Annotated in this window: 13 protein-coding genes; 6 read left to right on the top strand and 7 right to left on the bottom strand. The window is 72.1% G+C overall.

Going from position 1 to position 15,327, the window contains the following annotated elements; translation table 11 throughout:
- Positions 1-231 precede the first annotated feature (231 nt).
- Entirely contained in the window at positions 232-1,416 is a 1,185-nt protein-coding gene (gene nadA / locus ACGFYV_RS22540; RefSeq protein ID WP_393880209.1) for a quinolinate synthase NadA, read from the top strand.
- A gap of 72 nt (positions 1,417-1,488) precedes the next feature.
- Here the strand turns inward: nadA and ACGFYV_RS22545 are convergent, their stop codons facing one another.
- The 5 genes from ACGFYV_RS22545 to ACGFYV_RS22565 all read right to left on the bottom strand — a co-directional run bounded on the left by ACGFYV_RS22545 (position 1,489) and on the right by ACGFYV_RS22565 (position 8,321).
- Complete coding sequence (locus ACGFYV_RS22545; RefSeq protein WP_393880210.1) at positions 1,489-4,623, bottom strand: efflux RND transporter permease subunit; 3,135 nt, start codon at positions 4,621-4,623, stop codon at positions 1,489-1,491.
- A 156-nt stretch (positions 4,624-4,779) separates the two neighbouring features.
- Entirely contained in the window at positions 4,780-5,460 is a 681-nt protein-coding gene (locus tag ACGFYV_RS22550) for a response regulator (protein ID WP_393880211.1), read from the bottom strand.
- Positions 5,457-6,686 carry a sensor histidine kinase gene (locus tag ACGFYV_RS22555; RefSeq protein WP_393880212.1) on the bottom strand — a complete coding sequence of 410 codons (1,230 nt, stop codon included), beginning with the start codon at positions 6,684-6,686 and terminating at the stop codon, positions 5,457-5,459. The genes ACGFYV_RS22550 and ACGFYV_RS22555 overlap by 4 nt, the downstream gene beginning before the upstream one ends.
- A gap of 530 nt (positions 6,687-7,216) precedes the next feature.
- Positions 7,217-7,495: a hypothetical protein gene (locus tag ACGFYV_RS22560; protein WP_393880213.1), complete on the bottom strand. Its 279-nt coding sequence runs from the start codon at positions 7,493-7,495 to the stop codon at positions 7,217-7,219.
- A 34-nt stretch (positions 7,496-7,529) separates the two neighbouring features.
- Complete coding sequence (locus ACGFYV_RS22565; protein ID WP_393880214.1) at positions 7,530-8,321, bottom strand: PspA/IM30 family protein; 792 nt, start codon at positions 8,319-8,321, stop codon at positions 7,530-7,532.
- 319 nt (positions 8,322-8,640) lie between these two features.
- Here ACGFYV_RS22565 and ACGFYV_RS22570 point away from each other — a divergent pair, with 319 nt between their 5' ends.
- From ACGFYV_RS22570 to ACGFYV_RS22580, 3 genes are all read left to right on the top strand, one after another.
- A complete protein-coding gene (locus ACGFYV_RS22570; protein ID WP_393880215.1) occupies positions 8,641-9,237 on the top strand; it encodes a DUF3043 domain-containing protein in 597 nt (198 codons plus the stop codon).
- 83 nt (positions 9,238-9,320) lie between these two features.
- Positions 9,321-10,022, top strand: coding sequence for a class I SAM-dependent methyltransferase (locus ACGFYV_RS22575; RefSeq protein ID WP_393880216.1), 702 nt, complete (start codon positions 9,321-9,323; stop codon positions 10,020-10,022).
- 56 nt (positions 10,023-10,078) lie between these two features.
- Entirely contained in the window at positions 10,079-11,146 is a 1,068-nt protein-coding gene (locus tag ACGFYV_RS22580; protein ID WP_393880217.1) for a S1C family serine protease, read from the top strand.
- 72 nt (positions 11,147-11,218) lie between these two features.
- Here the strand turns inward: ACGFYV_RS22580 and ACGFYV_RS22585 are convergent, their stop codons facing one another.
- Entirely contained in the window at positions 11,219-11,431 is a 213-nt protein-coding gene (locus ACGFYV_RS22585) for a hypothetical protein (protein WP_393880218.1), read from the bottom strand.
- Between the two features lie 132 nt (positions 11,432-11,563).
- Between ACGFYV_RS22585 and ACGFYV_RS22590 the strand changes: the two genes are divergently transcribed.
- Positions 11,564-12,763: a bifunctional adenosylcobinamide kinase/adenosylcobinamide-phosphate guanylyltransferase gene (locus ACGFYV_RS22590; RefSeq protein ID WP_393880219.1), complete on the top strand. Its 1,200-nt coding sequence runs from the start codon at positions 11,564-11,566 to the stop codon at positions 12,761-12,763.
- Between the two features lie 48 nt (positions 12,764-12,811).
- Here the strand turns inward: ACGFYV_RS22590 and ACGFYV_RS22595 are convergent, their stop codons facing one another.
- Positions 12,812-13,783, bottom strand: coding sequence for a class I SAM-dependent methyltransferase (locus ACGFYV_RS22595; protein WP_393880220.1), 972 nt, complete (start codon positions 13,781-13,783; stop codon positions 12,812-12,814).
- A gap of 133 nt (positions 13,784-13,916) precedes the next feature.
- Between ACGFYV_RS22595 and cobT the strand changes: the two genes are divergently transcribed.
- A complete protein-coding gene (cobT, locus tag ACGFYV_RS22600) occupies positions 13,917-14,993 on the top strand; it encodes a nicotinate-nucleotide--dimethylbenzimidazole phosphoribosyltransferase (RefSeq protein WP_393880221.1) in 1,077 nt (358 codons plus the stop codon).
- The last annotated feature ends 334 nt before the right edge of the window (positions 14,994-15,327 follow it).

The following is a 15,327-nucleotide window of genomic DNA, read 5'->3' on the forward strand; positions in this document are numbered from 1 at the left end:
TTGCCGACCAGTGCAACCGGCGTTTTTGCGGATTCATTCCGGGCCGGGCGTTCGCGTGGTCGCCTTTTCGCTTCTCTTCTCATGCTCGCACATGCCCGTGGACGCGGACAGCGACCGTGGGAGACCCGAGGGGGATTCATGTCACATGGACGTTATGGCCATCGTCAAAGTGACGTGAACCGGTTATGATAGATAGCGTCAGTTAGACGAAAAGTAGAAAGGGTGCGTGTCGTGACCACCGCCCAGACCCCGCAGCTCGACGTACAGCCGTCTCCGCTCGCCCTCCTGCTTCTCGGCCGGGAGGCCGACCCGAAGAGCGAGCGGGGCGTCGAGTGCCCCGGCGACCTGCCCTCCCCGTCCGACCCCGACCTGGTCGAGCGCGCCCGCGCCGCCAAGGAGAAGCTCGGCGACAAGGTCTTCGTGCTCGGCCACCACTACCAGCGCGACGAGGTCATCCAGTTCGCCGACGTCACGGGCGACTCCTTCAAGCTGGCCCGGGACGCGGCCGCGCGCCCGGAGGCCGAGTACATCGTCTTCTGCGGTGTGCACTTCATGGCCGAATCGGCGGACATCCTGACCTCCGACGCCCAGAAGGTCGTCCTGCCCGACCTCGCCGCCGGCTGCTCCATGGCCGACATGGCGACGGCCGAGCAGGTCGCCGAGTGCTGGGACGTGCTCACCGAGGCGGGCGTCGCCGAGCAGGTCGTGCCGGTCTCGTACATGAACTCCTCCGCCGACATCAAGGCCTTCACCGGCAAGCACGGCGGCACCATCTGCACCTCGTCCAACGCCAAGCGGGCCCTGGACTGGGCGTTCGAGCAGGGCGAGAAGGTCCTGTTCCTCCCCGACCAGCACCTGGGCCGCAACACCGCCGTGCGGGACATGGGCATGTCCCTGGAGGACTGCGTCGTCTACAACCCGCACAAGCCGAACGGCGGGCTGACGGCGGACGAGCTGCGCGCGGCGAAGATGATCCTGTGGCGCGGCCACTGCTCGGTCCACGGACGCTTCAGCCTGGACTCGGTCAACGACGTCCGCGCGCGCATCCCGGGCGTGAACGTCCTCGTCCACCCGGAGTGCAAGCACGAGGTCGTGGCCGCGGCGGACCACGTCGGCTCGACCGAGTACATCATCAAGGCGCTGGAAGCCGCTCCCGCCGGCTCCAAGTGGGCCATCGGAACCGAGCTGAACCTGGTCCGCCGGCTGGCGAACCGTTTCGCCCCCGAGGGCAAGGAGATCGTCTTCCTCGACAAGACGGTCTGCTTCTGCTCGACCATGAACCGCATCGACCTGCCCCACCTGGTCTGGACCCTGGAGTCCCTCGCCGAGGGCAACCTGGTCAACCGCATCGAGGTCGACAAGGAGACCGAGGCGTTCGCGAAGCTGGCGCTGGAGCGCATGCTCGCGCTGCCGTAGCCCTGACAGGCGGCAACGCGCAATGGGGCGCCCCGTGAGTCACGGGGCGCCCCATTGCCGTGTCCACGGCCGTCAGACCTGTGCGGGCTCCGGTTCGCCGGACTCGGCGTCGGCTTCCGCCTGGGTGGGCAGGCCCGCCTTCTTCGCCCGCTTCGCCGCCTTCTTCTTCGCGCGGCGCTCCTTGCGCAGCTCCAGCATCGTGTAGAGCGTCGGGACGAGGAGCAGGGTCAGCAGGGTCGACGAGATCAGACCGCCGATCACCACGACCGCGAGGGGCTGGGCGATGAAGCCGCCCTCGCCGGTGACCCCGAGGGCCATCGGGAGGAGGGCGAAGATCGTCGCCAGGGCGGTCATGAGGATCGGGCGCAGACGGTGGCGGCCACCCTCCACGACGGCCTCGACGATGCCGTAGCCCTGCCCGCGGTACTGGTTGATCAGGTCGATCAGCACGATCGCGTTGGTCACCACGATGCCGATCAGCATCAGCATGCCGATCATCGCCGGGACGCCCATCGGGGTGCCGGTGGCCACGAGGAGACCGATCGCGCCGGTCGCCGCGAACGGGATGGACACCAGCAGGATCAGCGGCTGGGCGAGCGAGCGGAAGGTCGCCACCAGCAGCATGAACACGATCGCGATGGCCGCGAGCATGGCCAGGCCCAGGTTCTTGAACGCGTCGCTCTGGTCCGAGCTGACGCCGCCGATCTCGGCCGTGGCGCCCGCGGGGAGCTTCAGGGCCTTGATCTTCGTCTGCAGCTTGGCGCTGACCGCGCCGGTGTTGTCACCGGTCGGCCGGGCCTTGATGGTGGCGGCGCGCTGCCCGTCGATGCGGGTCATCGACACGGGGCCGTCGACCAGCTTCACGGTGGCGATGTCACCGAGCTTCACCGGGCCGAGGCGCAGGTTCTTCAGCTGGGCGAGGGTGGTGGCCGGCCTGGCGGACTTCACGACGACGTCGCGCTCGGTGTCGTCGAGGATCGCCTTGGCGGCCGTCGTACCGCGCACGGCCTGCGCGACGGCGGCGCCCAGCTTCTGGTCGTCGAATCCGGCGGCGGCCGCCTTGGCGTTGGCCTTGACCGAGATCCGCGGCACGCTCTGGGAGAGGTCGCTGGTGACGTCGGTGACGTGGTCGAGGCCGGCCACGGCGCTGCGGACCTGCTCGGAGGCCGTGCGCAGGGACCGCGGGTCGGACGCCTTCACCACGACGCTGAGGTCCTGGCTGCCGAAGCCGTCACCGGCGGACACGGTGGTCGTGCCGATGCCCTGGAGCTTCTTCAGTCCGTCCTCGAGGTGCTTCTGCACGTCGCCGGAGGACGCGGAGTCCTCCAGCATGATCTGGTACGACGCCTGGTTGCTGTCGGTGCCGCCGCCGAAGGCCGCCAGGAAGCCGGAGGAGCCGATGGTGACCTGGTAGTCCTTGATGCCCTTGGTCCTGGCGAGCAGGTCCTCGACCTTGCGGGCCTGGGCGTCGGTGGCCGAGAGGCTGGTGCCGGGCTTCAGCTTCTGCTTGACGGTGAGGACTTCCTGCTCGCCCTGGTCGAAGAAGTTCGTCTTCAGCAGACCGGACATGCCGAACGTGCCGAGGAGCACGACCACCGCGATCAGCACGCTGGTGACGCGGCGGCGGGTGGCGAAGCGCAGGACGGGGACGTAGATGCGCTGGAGGCGGCTGGCCGCCTCCTTCTCCTCGGCCTTGCGGCGGGCCTCCGCGGCGTCCGCGGGGGTGCCCTTCGGGGCGCGCAGGAACCAGTACGACAGGACCGGCACGACCGTCAGCGACACCAGCAGCGAGGCGAGCAGGGCCGCCGTCACCGTGATGCTGAACGAGCCGAACAGGGCGCCCACCATGCCGCCGACCAGGCCGATCGGCAGGAAGACGGCGACCGTGGTCAGGGTCGAGGAGGTGACGGCGCCGGCGACCTCGCGCACCGCGCCGAGGATCGCTTCCTTGCGCTCCTCGCCGTAGCCGAGGTGCCGCTTGATGTTCTCCAGGACCACGATCGAGTCGTCGACGACCCGGCCGATGGCGATGGTCAGCGCGCCGAGCGTGAGCATGTTCAGGGACAGGCCCCGGGTCCACAGCACGATCAGCGCGAGGACGACGGACAGCGGGATGGACACCGCGGTGACCAGCGTCGAGCGGATCGACGCGAGGAAGACCAGGATGATCAGGACCGCGAAGAGCAGGCCGAGCGCGCCCTCGGTGGTCAGGCCCTTGATGGACTTGGACACCGCGGGGCCCTGGTCGCTGACGACCGTGAGCTTGGCGTCGGAGCCGAGGTCGGTGCGCAGGCCGGGCAGCTTGTCCGCGACCGCGTTCGAGATGGCGACCGCGCTGCCGTCGTGGTCCATGGTGACGGCGACGGCGAGGCTGGGCCGGCCGTCGGTGCGGGTGATGGAGTCGGCCGGGGCCGGCTGCTGCTTGACGGTGGCCACGTCACCGAGGCGGACGGGCTTCTTCACGCCCTCGCCGGTGACCATGAGGTCCTGGATCTGCTTCAGCGAGGTGAAGCCGCCGCCGACCTGGACGGTGCGGTTGGCGCCGTTCTCGTCGAAGGAGCCGGCCGGGACGGTCGCGCCGCCGGCCTGCAGGGCCTGGCCGAGGGAGACGGGGCTCAGGCCGGCCTTCGCGAGCTTCGCGTCGTTCGGGGTGACGGCGACCTGGAGGTCGCGCACGCCCATGACCTGGACGCGGCCGACGCCGTCGATGTCCTTCAGGGTGGGGACGACCGTCGTGTCCAGCTGGTCGGCCAGCGCCTGCTGGTCCTTGCTGGAGGTGACGGCGAGGACGACGGTGGGGATGTCGTCCGTGGAGCCCGAGACGACCTGCGGGTCGACGGCGTCGGGCAGCTGGGCGCGGGCCCGGTTGACGGCCTGCTGGACGTCGGTGACGAGCCGCTTGGTGTCGGTGCCGTAGTCGAAGGACGCCATGATCAGGGCGTTGCCCTCGCTGGCGGTCGAGGTGACACCGGTGATGCCGTCGACGGCCTGGAGGTTGTCCTCGATGGGCTCGACGACCTGCTTCTCGACGACGTCGGGAGAGGCGCCCTGGTACGGGGCGATCACCGAGACGACGGGCAGTTCGATGGTGGGCAGCAGTTGTTGTTTGATCTGGGGTATCGCGATCAGTCCGAAGACCAGCGCGATGAGGGACATGAGGCCTATCAGGGCCCGCTGCGCGAGGCTGAATCGGGACAGCCAGGACATGGGTTCAGGGTCTCTCTTCTGTGAGCGGCAGAAGCTCGGCGGGACGCAGGTGCGCGCCCACTTCACACCCTGAGCCATCATCGGGGCCCGATTCATAGGCCCCAGGTCCATTTCCTTCTGCGTCGGCTACTCCCGGCGCAGTACGCCGGGTGGAGTTCACTCCATCCTCGGACGGACCAGCCCGGATTCGTACGCGATGACGACGAGCTGGGCCCGGTCCCGGGCACCCAGTTTGGCCATGGCCCGGTTGACGTGCGTCTTCACCGTGAGCGGGCTCACCTCCAGGCGTTCGGCGATCTCGTCGTTGGAGTGGCCGCCGGCGACCTGGACGAGCACCTCGCGCTCCCGTCCGGTGAGGGCGTCGAGGCGTTCGAGGCGGGCGGGGTCGGAGCCGTCGTCGGCTCCGCCCTGGGCGAGGAAGCGGGAGATCAGGCCCTTGGTGGCGGCCGGGGACAGCAGGGCCTCGCCGTCGGCGGCGACCCGGATGGCGTTCAGGAGTTCCTCGGGCTCGCTGCCCTTGCCGAGGAAGCCGGAGGCGCCGGCGCGCAGGGCCTGGACGACGTAGTCGTCGACCTCGAAGGTGGTCAGGATCACCACGTGGACGTGGGCGAGCGCGGGGTCGGAGCAGATCCGGCGGGTGGCGGCGAGACCGTCGGTGCCGGGCATCCGGATGTCCATGAGGACGACGTCGGCGTTCTGCTCCCCGGCCAGCCGGACCGCCTCGGCGCCGTCGGAGGCCTCCCCCACCACCGCCATGTCGGGCTCGGACTCGACGAGCACGCGAAACGCGCTGCGCAGCAGTGCCTGGTCGTCGGCGAGCAGGACACGGATCGTCATACGGGCTCCCCCTGGGCCGTCGTACGGGTCTTGAGGGGCAGGATCGCATGGACGCGGAACCCGCGGCCGTAGCGGGGGCCGGTGGTCAGGGTGCCGCCGAGGGCGCTGACCCGCTCGCCCATGCCGAGCAGCCCGTGTCCGCCGCCGGACGCGGGCGGCGCGCCGTCCTCGGAGCCGTCGGAGCCGTCGTCGAGCACGGTGACCTCGATGTTCGGCCCCACGCGTACGACGCTGACCTCGGCCCTGGCGCCCGGTCCCGCGTGCTTCTGGGCGTTGGTGAGGGCCTCCTGGATGATCCGGTAGGCGGCGAGGTCGACGGCGGCGGGCAGCGCGCCGTCCGGGTCGGCGCGGGCCACCTCGACGGGCAGCCCGGCGTTGCGGAACGTGCCGGCGAGCTCCTCCAGCCGGCTCAGGCCCGGGGCGGGCTCGGTCGGCGCCTCCGGGTCGTCGGACTGACGCAGCAGGCCGACGGTGGCGCGCAGTTCGTTGAGTGCGGAGCGGCTGGCCTCGCGGACGTGCCCGAGGGCCTCCCTGGCCTGGTCGGGCCGCTTGTCCATGACGTGCGCGGCGACGCCGGCCTGCACGTTGACCAGGGCGATGTGGTGGGCGACGACGTCGTGCAGGTCGCGGGCGATGCGCAGCCGCTCCTCGGCGACCCGGCGGCGCGCCTCCTCCTCACGGGTGCGCTCGGCGCGTTCGGCGCGTTCCCGGATGGCCTGGACGAACGCGCGGCGGCTGCGTACGGCGTCCCCGGCGGTGGCGCCGATGCCGGTCCAGGCGACGATGGCGAGGTTCTCCTGCGCGTACCAGGGCAGCGGTCCGAAGAGCATCGCGGCGGCGGTCAGCAGGGTCATGGTGAGCAGGCCGACGCGCCAGGTGGTGGTGCGGTCGGTGGTGGAGGCGACGGTGTAGAGGGCGATCACGGCGGCCATGGCGACGGGGGCGCGCGGGTCACCGGTGACGCACTCGATCACGGAGAGGACGCCGGTGACGGCGAGGACCGCCTTCGGGGCGCGGCGGCGCAGCACGAGCGCTGCCGCGCCGAGGACCATCAGCAGCAGGCTCAGCGGGTCCGGGGTGTGCGCGCCCCAGGACACCCCGTGGTCACCGTCGGCCGCGACGAACGATCCCGCGATCATGCACAGCAGCACCACCGCGGCGATGGCCGCGTCCAGCGCGAGGGGGTGCGCCCTGAGGCCGCACCGGGCGCGTTCGAGAGTGCTCACCCCAAGAACAGTACGGGTCCGCGTACCGCGGGTCTCCCGCCTGGACCCCGATACCGCTGCCGACACGGGCCCGCCCATCCGCTGCCGCGGGCACCCATCCGCTGCCGCCGGCTCGGCCATCTGCTGCCGCAGGCTCGACCAGCCGCCGACGAGGGCCCGCCCGTCCGCTGCCGCGGGCGCCCATCCGCTGCCGCCGGCTCGGCCATCTGCTGCCGCAGGCTCGACCAGCCGCCGACGAGGGCCCGCCCGTCCGCTGCCGCGGGCACCCATCCGCTGCCGCAGGCTCGCTTATCTGCTGCCGCACGCCCGCCAATCCACTGCCGCGGGCACCCATCCGCTGCCGCCGGCTCGCTCATCGACGCCGGGCACCGGGACTCTCCAGGGCGCGGGGCTGTGTCGGTATGCGGCTCTGCCGTGCGGGCGCGATCAGCCGCATCGCACCCGCACCTGCACCCGCATCGCAGCCGCACCCGGGAACGCGGCCGCAGGTGAACGGTGGTCTCCCGCCGGCCCGGGCCGCAGGCGCGCGCTCAGCCTGGGATCAGCCCTTCGTCGCCGAGCATCTCCCGGACCTCCGCCAGCGTCGCGTCGGAGGCCGGGAGGATCAGCTCGGAGGGTTCCAGCACGTCGTCCGGCAGGGGTGTGCCGAGCCGGCGGACGGTGTCGAGAAGGGCGCCGAGTGTGCGCCGGAAGCCCTCCTCGTCGCCGCTCTCCACCTCCCCCAGGAGCTCGTCGTCCAGCTTGTTCAGCTCGGCGAAGTGGGAGTCCGCCAACTGCACCTGGCCCTCCCCCATGATCCGTACGATCACGTCGGCCTCCTCGGCTCGGGGTCCCGGCGCCGGACTACTGCTTGTCGAGACGCGGGGTGTCCTGCGGCTGCTGCTGGGACTGCGCCTGGCCGGTGCCGCCCTCGATGGCCTGCTGCGGGGCGCCTCCGGCCAGCTCGGCCTTCATGCGCTGCAGTTCCAGCTCCACATCCGTACCACCGGAGATGCGGTCCAGCTCGGCGGCGATGTCGTCCTTGGCCATGCCGGTCGGGTCGTCCAGGGCGCCGGAGGCGAGCAGCTCGTCGATGGCACCGGCGCGGGCCTGCAGCTGGGCCGTCTTGTCCTCGGCGCGCTGGATGGCCAGGCCGACGTCGCCCATCTCCTCGGAGATGCCCGAGAAGGCCTCGCCGATCCGGGTCTGGGCCTGGGCGGCGGTGTAGGTGGCCTTGATGGTCTCCTTCTTCGTACGGAAGGCGTCCACCTTGGCCTGCAGCCGCTGGGCCGCGAGAGTGAGCTTCTCCTCCTCGCCCTGCAGGGTCGAGTGCTGCGTCTCGAGGTCGGTGACCTGCTGCTGGAGGGCGGCTCGGCGGGACAGCGCCTCACGGGCCAGGTCCTCGCGGCCGAGCGCGAGCGCCTTGCGGCCCTGGTCCTCCAGCTTGGTCGACTGCTGCTGCAACTGGTTGAGCTGGAGCTCCAGGCGCTTGCGGCTGGTCGCCACGTCGGCGACACCGCGGCGCACCTTCTGCAGCAGCTCCAGCTGCTTCTGGTACGAGTAATCGAGGGTCTCGCGCGGGTCCTCGGCCCTGTCCAGGGCCTTGTTCGCCTTCGCGCGGAAGATCATCCCCATACGCTTCATGACACCGCTCATGGGCTTCGCGCGCCCCCTTCTGACGGACTCCAGCTCACAGATCCTGCGACAGAACCCACAGTACGGGCCCCGCATCCATTACCGCACCGTTCGGGGACCGATGCGCTCATCCCCAAGGACGACTGCGGACGGTATCGATCCGGCGTGGGGAGTAGGTGGACCCCGGGGTGGGTCCCCCAGGACTTCCCGGTACTTCTCGGTGGCCGCCGGGTGAAGCGTCTGCAACGTCCCCTCTGTCCCCCTACAGACGTCGGGTGTTGCCGGATCGTTCCCCGGTGGACTGTGGTCCATGCCCGTGAAGCCCGTACGCTTGGGTTTTGTGTTCCGTAGCCGCGCCAAGGACGAGAAGGGCCGCGCCGACAAGGCGGCGGTGACCGACTCCAAGCAGACCCGTGACCCGCAGGCCCCCAAGGGCAGGCCCACTCCCAAGCGGAGTGAGGCCCAGTCCCAGCGCCGCAGCGTCGCCAGCACTCCGACGAACCGCAAGGACGCCGCCAAGCGTCAGCGCGAGGATCGGCGCCAGGCGCTGAACCGGCAGCGCCAGGCCCTGGCCACCGGCGACGAGCGCTATCTCCCGGCCCGCGACAAGGGGCCGGTGCGCAGGTTCGCCCGTGACTGGGTGGACTCGCGCTTCAACGTGGCGGAGTTCTTCCTGCCGCTGGCCATCGTGATCCTCGTGCTCAGCGTGATCCGGGTGCCCTCCATCCAGAGCATCGCGCTGGTGCTGTGGCTGGTCGTGATCGTGTTGATCGTGGTCGACGCGGCGTTCAGCGGCTTCAGGCTGAAGAAGCGTCTCGCCGAGCGCTTCCCGGACCAGAGCCGCCGGGGTGCCGTCGCCTACGCGCTGATGCGCTCGCTCCAGATGCGCCGGCTCCGTCTGCCGAAGCCGCAGGTCAAGCGCGGAGAGCGGCCCTGAGCGCAGACGCCTTCACCGGGGGTGCGGCCGAGGCCTGGCTGAACAAGCTGGGCGGGCTGCGTGATGTCGTACGGCAGGAACTGGTGGCCCGGCAGCTCGACGAGCAGATAGCCGGGCGGTTCCCCGTCGGACAGCGGCTGCGGGTGCTCGACGTGGGCATGGGCCAGGGCACGCAGGCCCTGCGGCTGGCCCGGCTCGGGCACCAGGTGACCGGTGTCGAGCAGGACGCGACGATGATCGCGGCCGCGCGGGAGGCCCTGGCCGGTGAGCCGGAGGGGATCCGCGAGCGGGTCCGGCTGGTGCAGGGCGACGGGCGCGACACCGGTGTGCACTTCCTGCCGGGCAGCTTCGACGTCGTGCTGTGCCACGGCGTCCTGATGTACGTGTCGGAGCCCGACCCGCTGGTGGCGGGCCTGGCCCGGATGCTCGCGCCCGGCGGCCTGCTCTCGCTGCTGGTGCGCAACGGCGACGGTCTCGCGATGCGGCCGGGCCTGTCCGGGGACTGGTCAGGCGCGCTGGCCGCGTTCGACTCCACCGCCTACCGCAACCGCCTGGGCCTGGACGTCCGCGCCGACCGCCTGGCGGCCCTCACCGCCACCCTCGCCGGTATCGCCGCCCCGCTGCACGCCTGGTACGGCGTCCGGGTCTTCACCGACACGGCGGCGGACGACGCCCCGGTCCCGGAGGACCTGGAGACACTGCTGGCGGTCGAGGAGCGAGCGGGCCGCACGGACCCGTACCGGCGCGTCGCGGCGCTGCTGCATCTGTGCGGGGTACGCGGCTGAGCCTTCTGGGCGTATACGGCAGGCCCGTAACTCGGCCCCGAAGTGAGACTCGGGGCATGGACGCTTCCCGTACCCGGGCCCTGCGCAGGGGTGCCCCGGTCGCCGTGCTCGCCTGTGCCGCCTTCCTCGCCTCCGGCTGTACGGGGTCGATGTCGTCGGCGCTGGGGGACGGCTCGACCACCCAGGCGGCGGCACCGATGTCCGCGGAGGACCTCCAGACCCGGTACCAGAAGGTCATCAAGGAGGTCCTGCCGTCGGTCGTCCAGATCCAGGCCAGCGCCGATCTGGGCTCCGGGGTGGTCTACGACGACCAGGGCCACATCATCACCAACGCGCACGTGGTCGGCTCCGAGAAGACCTTCCAGGTGACCACGGCCAACAGCGAGGAACCGCTCAGGGCGAGTCTGGTGTACTCCTACCCGGACCAGGACCTCGCGGTGATCAAGCTGGACCGGATGCCGGCCGGGCTGAAGCCCGCGGTGTTCGCGGACTCCGAGAAGGTGGAGGTCGGCCAGATCGTGCTGGCCATGGGATCGCCGCTCGGGCTGTCCTCCAGCGTGACGCAGGGCATCGTGTCCGCGACCGGACGGACCGTCAGTGAGGGCGGTTCGGACGGCGGCACGGGCGCCACCATCGCCAACATGGTGCAGACGTCGGCCGCCATCAACCCCGGCAACAGCGGGGGCGCGCTGGTCAACCTCGACGGGCAGGTCATCGGCATCCCCACGCTCGCCGCCGCCGACCCCGGCCTCGGCAACGCGGCGCCCGGCATCGGGTTCGCCATCCCCTCCTCGATGGTGAAGACGGTCGCCGGGCAGATCGTCCGCAGCGGCAAGGTCGTCGACTCGGGCCGGGCCGCGCTCGGCATCACCGCGCGCACGGTCGTGGACGAGAGGTACCAGCCGACCGGGGCCGCCGTGGTCAACGTCCTCAGCGGCGGCCCGGCCGACCGGGCGGGGCTGCGGCCGGGCGACGTCATCACCAGGCTGGGCAACAGCACGATCACCACGACGACGGCGCTCTCCGAGGCGCTGGCCGGGGACAAGCCGGGACAGCGGACGACGCTGACCTACCAGCGCGACGGCCGTGAGCAGTCGGTGGAGGTGACACTGGGCGAGCAGTGAGGACGGCGAGGAGGGCGGCCCCCTCCTCACCTCTGCCCCGGACCCCAGCCCCGGACCTGTGCCCCGGTCGGGCTACTCCGCGTCCGCGTGCAGGCTCATCGGGCCGTAGATCTCCGTGCTGTCCTCGGACAGGAACACCTGGTCCGCGCCACCCTCCAGCAGCGCCTTCCAGTTCTCGCCGATCCAGGACTCGGCGTCCCCCTGCGTGGTGAACTCCTCGGGCTGCACCGCGGGCTGGACCTCCGTCCCGTCGGCCTTCTCGAACCGCCACGTCCATGCCGTCATATGGGCCTCCTTCGATCCACCTCGGGTGATCCCCTCGTCCGCGAAGGGTATGCGCTGCGCCGGGGTCGCGGTGCGAGGTTGTGGATCATCCGCGGTGAGCGGTGTGCGTGAGGAGAGGGGAAAATCGATCTCGTGGAAGTGACTCTGCTCGGTACCGGTGCCCCCGCGGGGCTGCCCCGCCCCGACTGTCCGTGTGCGGTGTGTGCGACCGCGCTCGGCGAGGACGCGCGGGCGGCGACCGCGCTGCTCGTGGACGGGGCGCTGCTGCTGGACCTGACGCCGGGCGCGGCGTTCGCGGCGGCGCGGGCCGGGCACTCGCTGGCCGGGGTGCGGCAGGTGCTGCTGTCGCATCCGCACGACGGGCCGCCCGTGGAGGTGCCGGCCGGGCTGCCGCAGCCCGTGCGGGTGGCGGACGGACGGGAGTTGACGCTGCTGACGGGGCATCGGGTGCGGGCGGTGGCGATGGACGCGGGCGGCACCGGCTACGCGGTGACCGGCCCGGACGGGCAGCGGCTGCTGTACCTGCCGCCGGGCGGGGCGCCCGCGGGCCTGGAGGAGGGGACCGCGGAGACGTACCACATGGTCCTCGCCGACGTCCTGGGGCGCCCGGACGCGCTGGCCCGGCTGCGGGCGGTCGGTGCCGTCGGGCCGACCACGGACATCGTCGCCGTCCATCTCGGCCACGACGTGCCGCAGGGCGCGGAGTTGCGGCGCCGGCTCGCGGCGGCCGGGGCACGGGCGGTGCCGGACGGTACGACGCTGGTGGTCGGGGCGTACGAGGACGTGCCCGACGTGCCGCGCCGGACGCTGGTGCTGGGCGGGGCGCGCTCGGGCAAGTCGGTGGAGGCCGAACGGCGGCTGGAGGCCTTCCCGGACGTGCTGTACGTGGCGACCGGCGGGACGCGGGGCGGCGACACCGAGTGGGCCGCACGGGTGGCTCTGCACCAGGAGCGCCGGCCGGGGTCGTGGCGCACGACGGAGACGACCGACCTCGTGCCGCTGCTCGCCGAGGAGGGGCCGCCGCTGCTGGTCGACTGCCTGTCGCTGTGGCTGACGGACGTCATGGACCGCGTCGGGGCGTGGGACGACGCGGAGTGGGCGGGCGGCGGGGAGAAGGCGCTGCGCGAGCGGGTACGGGACCTGACGGACGCGGTGCGCGGCACTCGCCGCACGGTGGTGGCCGTCTCCAACGAGGTCGGCTCCGGCATCGTCCCGGCCACCGCCTCCGGACGCCGCTACCGCGACGAACTGGGCCGCCTGAACGCGGCGTTCGCTTCCGAGTGCGAACAGGTCCTCCTGGTGGTCGCGGGCCAGGCCCTGGTGCTCCGGTAGCGGCCACGACGCGGCCGCACCCGGCGACGGCGCGCGCCCCCTCGACCGCTACACCTCTCTGCGTGCCACGAGGCGGTACGTGTTGGAGAGGCCGGTGCGGCGGGAGAGGGGGGCCAGGGCGTGGTCCAGGGCGGAGGCCGCGGCCAGGGCGGGAGCCGCGGCCGTGCGCACCAGCGGGGGCGCACAGGCCAGCGCCAGCGCCACCGCGGCCGAGAGGTCGTACGGGAGGTGGGGGGCGCCGCGGTCCGTGACGAGGACCGTGCAGCCCTGCGACTCCAGCTCCGCCCTGAGGTTGGGCAACGGCATCAGGTGGAGGTGCCGGGGCTGGCCGTACGGCAGCCACCACCTGCCCAGCAGCGGCGCGAACGCGCTGTGCGGGTCGGTGACTTCGACGACGAGGTGTCCGCCGGGGCGCAGCACGACGAGGGCGGCGCGGAGTTCGGCGCGGGGGTCGGGCACGTGCTCCAGATGGTGGAACATGCTGACCACGTCGTAGCGGGCGCGGAGGCGTTCGGCGATGCCCGGTGTGCTCAGGTGACCCCGGTGGGCCTCCTCGACGCGTCCCTCCACGAGCGCCCGCGCCACCTTGGCCGCCGTGTCCAGGCCGTCGAAGCTGGTGTAGGGGAAGAACTCCTTCGCGGCCTCGGGGAACCGGGCGTCCCCGGTGCCCACGTCCAGCCAGCTCTCCGGGTCGGGCAGCGCCGACAACGCGCGGGCGGCGGCACGGTGGCGGCGCCTGACCCTCGGGGCGGGAAGGACGCGTGCGGCGAACTCCTCCGCATGCCGCTCGTGGACGTCGCGGTGATAGAAGGCGAGTCCCTCCGCGGTGAGCCGGGGGTTCTGGAAGGCGTGGCCACACTCGTCGCACGCGTCGAGCACGAAGGTGTCCGGCCGCCGGCGCAGCGGGTCCGGCGTGCTCAGCCGGGTGCGCAGTCGCAGGGACCCGCACCAGGGGCAGTCCTCGCGGCGCTCCTGGAAGAACGGGTCGGTGGCCGAAGAGGTGAGGGTCGAGGGCGGCATGGGCGGCTCCCTGTGCGACATTTTGCTGCAAAGCGGAACGTATGGGATCGCGATCTTGGGTGCAACGACGTCGTCACGGTGTGGTGGCGGTGTGGCGCGGAGACGGTCGTGTGCTGGCGGTACTGTTCGGCGAATGAGCAGGCTTAATCTCGACGACTTCACCGATCTGATCGAGCGCCCTGACGGGGGCGTACGCCGTGACGCCGAGGCCCGGCGGGAGCGCCAGGTCGTGCCACCCGGGTCGCTCGGGCGCCTCGACGAGCTGGGCGAGTGGCTGGCCGCCGCGCAGGGTGCCGTACCGGTACGGCCGCTCGAACGGCCCCGGGTGGTGCTCTTCGCCGGTGACCACGGGGTCGCCGAACTCGGCGTCTCGGCACGCCCGGCGGGCAGCGCGGAGCAGCTGGTGCGGGCGGTGCTGGAGGGCTCCGGCCCGGTGTCGGTGCTCGCGCGGCGGCAGGACGTGCCCGTGCGGGTCGTGGACATGGCCCTGGACTGCGCGCCGGACGCGTTTCCCGAGGAGGTCGTGCGGCACCGGGTGCGGCGGGGCAGCGGCCGTATCGACATCGAGGACGCGCTGACGCTTCAGGAGGCCGAGGAGGCGTTCCGGGCGGGGGTCGCCGTCGCCGACGAGGAGGCCGACTCGGGGACCGATCTGGTGGTGCTCGGCGATGTCAGCGTGGGCGGGACGACGGCGGCGGCGGTGCTGGTCGCCGCGCTGTGCGGGACCGACGCGTCGGTGGTGACCGGGCGGGGCGGGTTCGCGATCGACGACCTGGCGTGGATGCGCAAGTGCGCGGCGATCCGGGACGCGCTGCGGCGGGCGCGGCCGGTGCTCGGGGACCAGCTGCAGCTGCTCGCGACGGTGGGCGGGGCGGATCTGGCGGCGATGACCGGGTTCCTGCTGCAGTGCGCGGTGCGGAAGCTGCCGGTGATCCTGGACGGTGTCGTGACCGCCGCGTGCGCGCTGGTCGCGCAGCGGGTCGCCTTCCGGGCGCCGGACTGGTGGCTGGCGGGCCACGACAGCGGGGAGCCGGGCCAGGCCAAGGCCCTGGACCGCATGGCCCTGGAACCCCTGCTGAACCAGGGCGTAAAACTCGGCGAGGGCCTCGGCGCCCTCCTGGCCCTCCCCCTGGTCCGCTCCGCCGCCGCCCTGTCAGCGGAACTCCCCGAAACCCCGGAACCCGAGAAGACGACTCCGGACACGGAGTAAGCGACCGGACTCGCGACGAAAAGGGGCACCCAGTCACAGTGAGTCCGGCACCGCCGAACTCCGCCGCCCCCGGCGGAGCGCCGCCGCGGCGGAAAAGGGCGGCGCCCACCGCCGCCGCGTGGAGAGAGGCCGCTGGCGCGGAGGGCAAAGGCACCCCGTCACGGTGAGTCCGGCACCGCCGAATTCCGCCGCCCCGGCTGAGCGCCGCCGCGGCGGAAAAGGGCGGTGCCACCGGGTCAGCAAGGAAAGAGGCCGCCGGCCCGGAGAGAAAAGACACCCCGTCACGGTGAGTCCGGCACCGCCGAATTCCGCCACCCCGGCTGAGCGCCGCCGC

It is taken from the genome of Streptomyces sp. NPDC048297 (assembly GCF_043201585.1).
GTDB lineage: Bacteria > Actinomycetota > Actinomycetes > Streptomycetales > Streptomycetaceae > Streptomyces.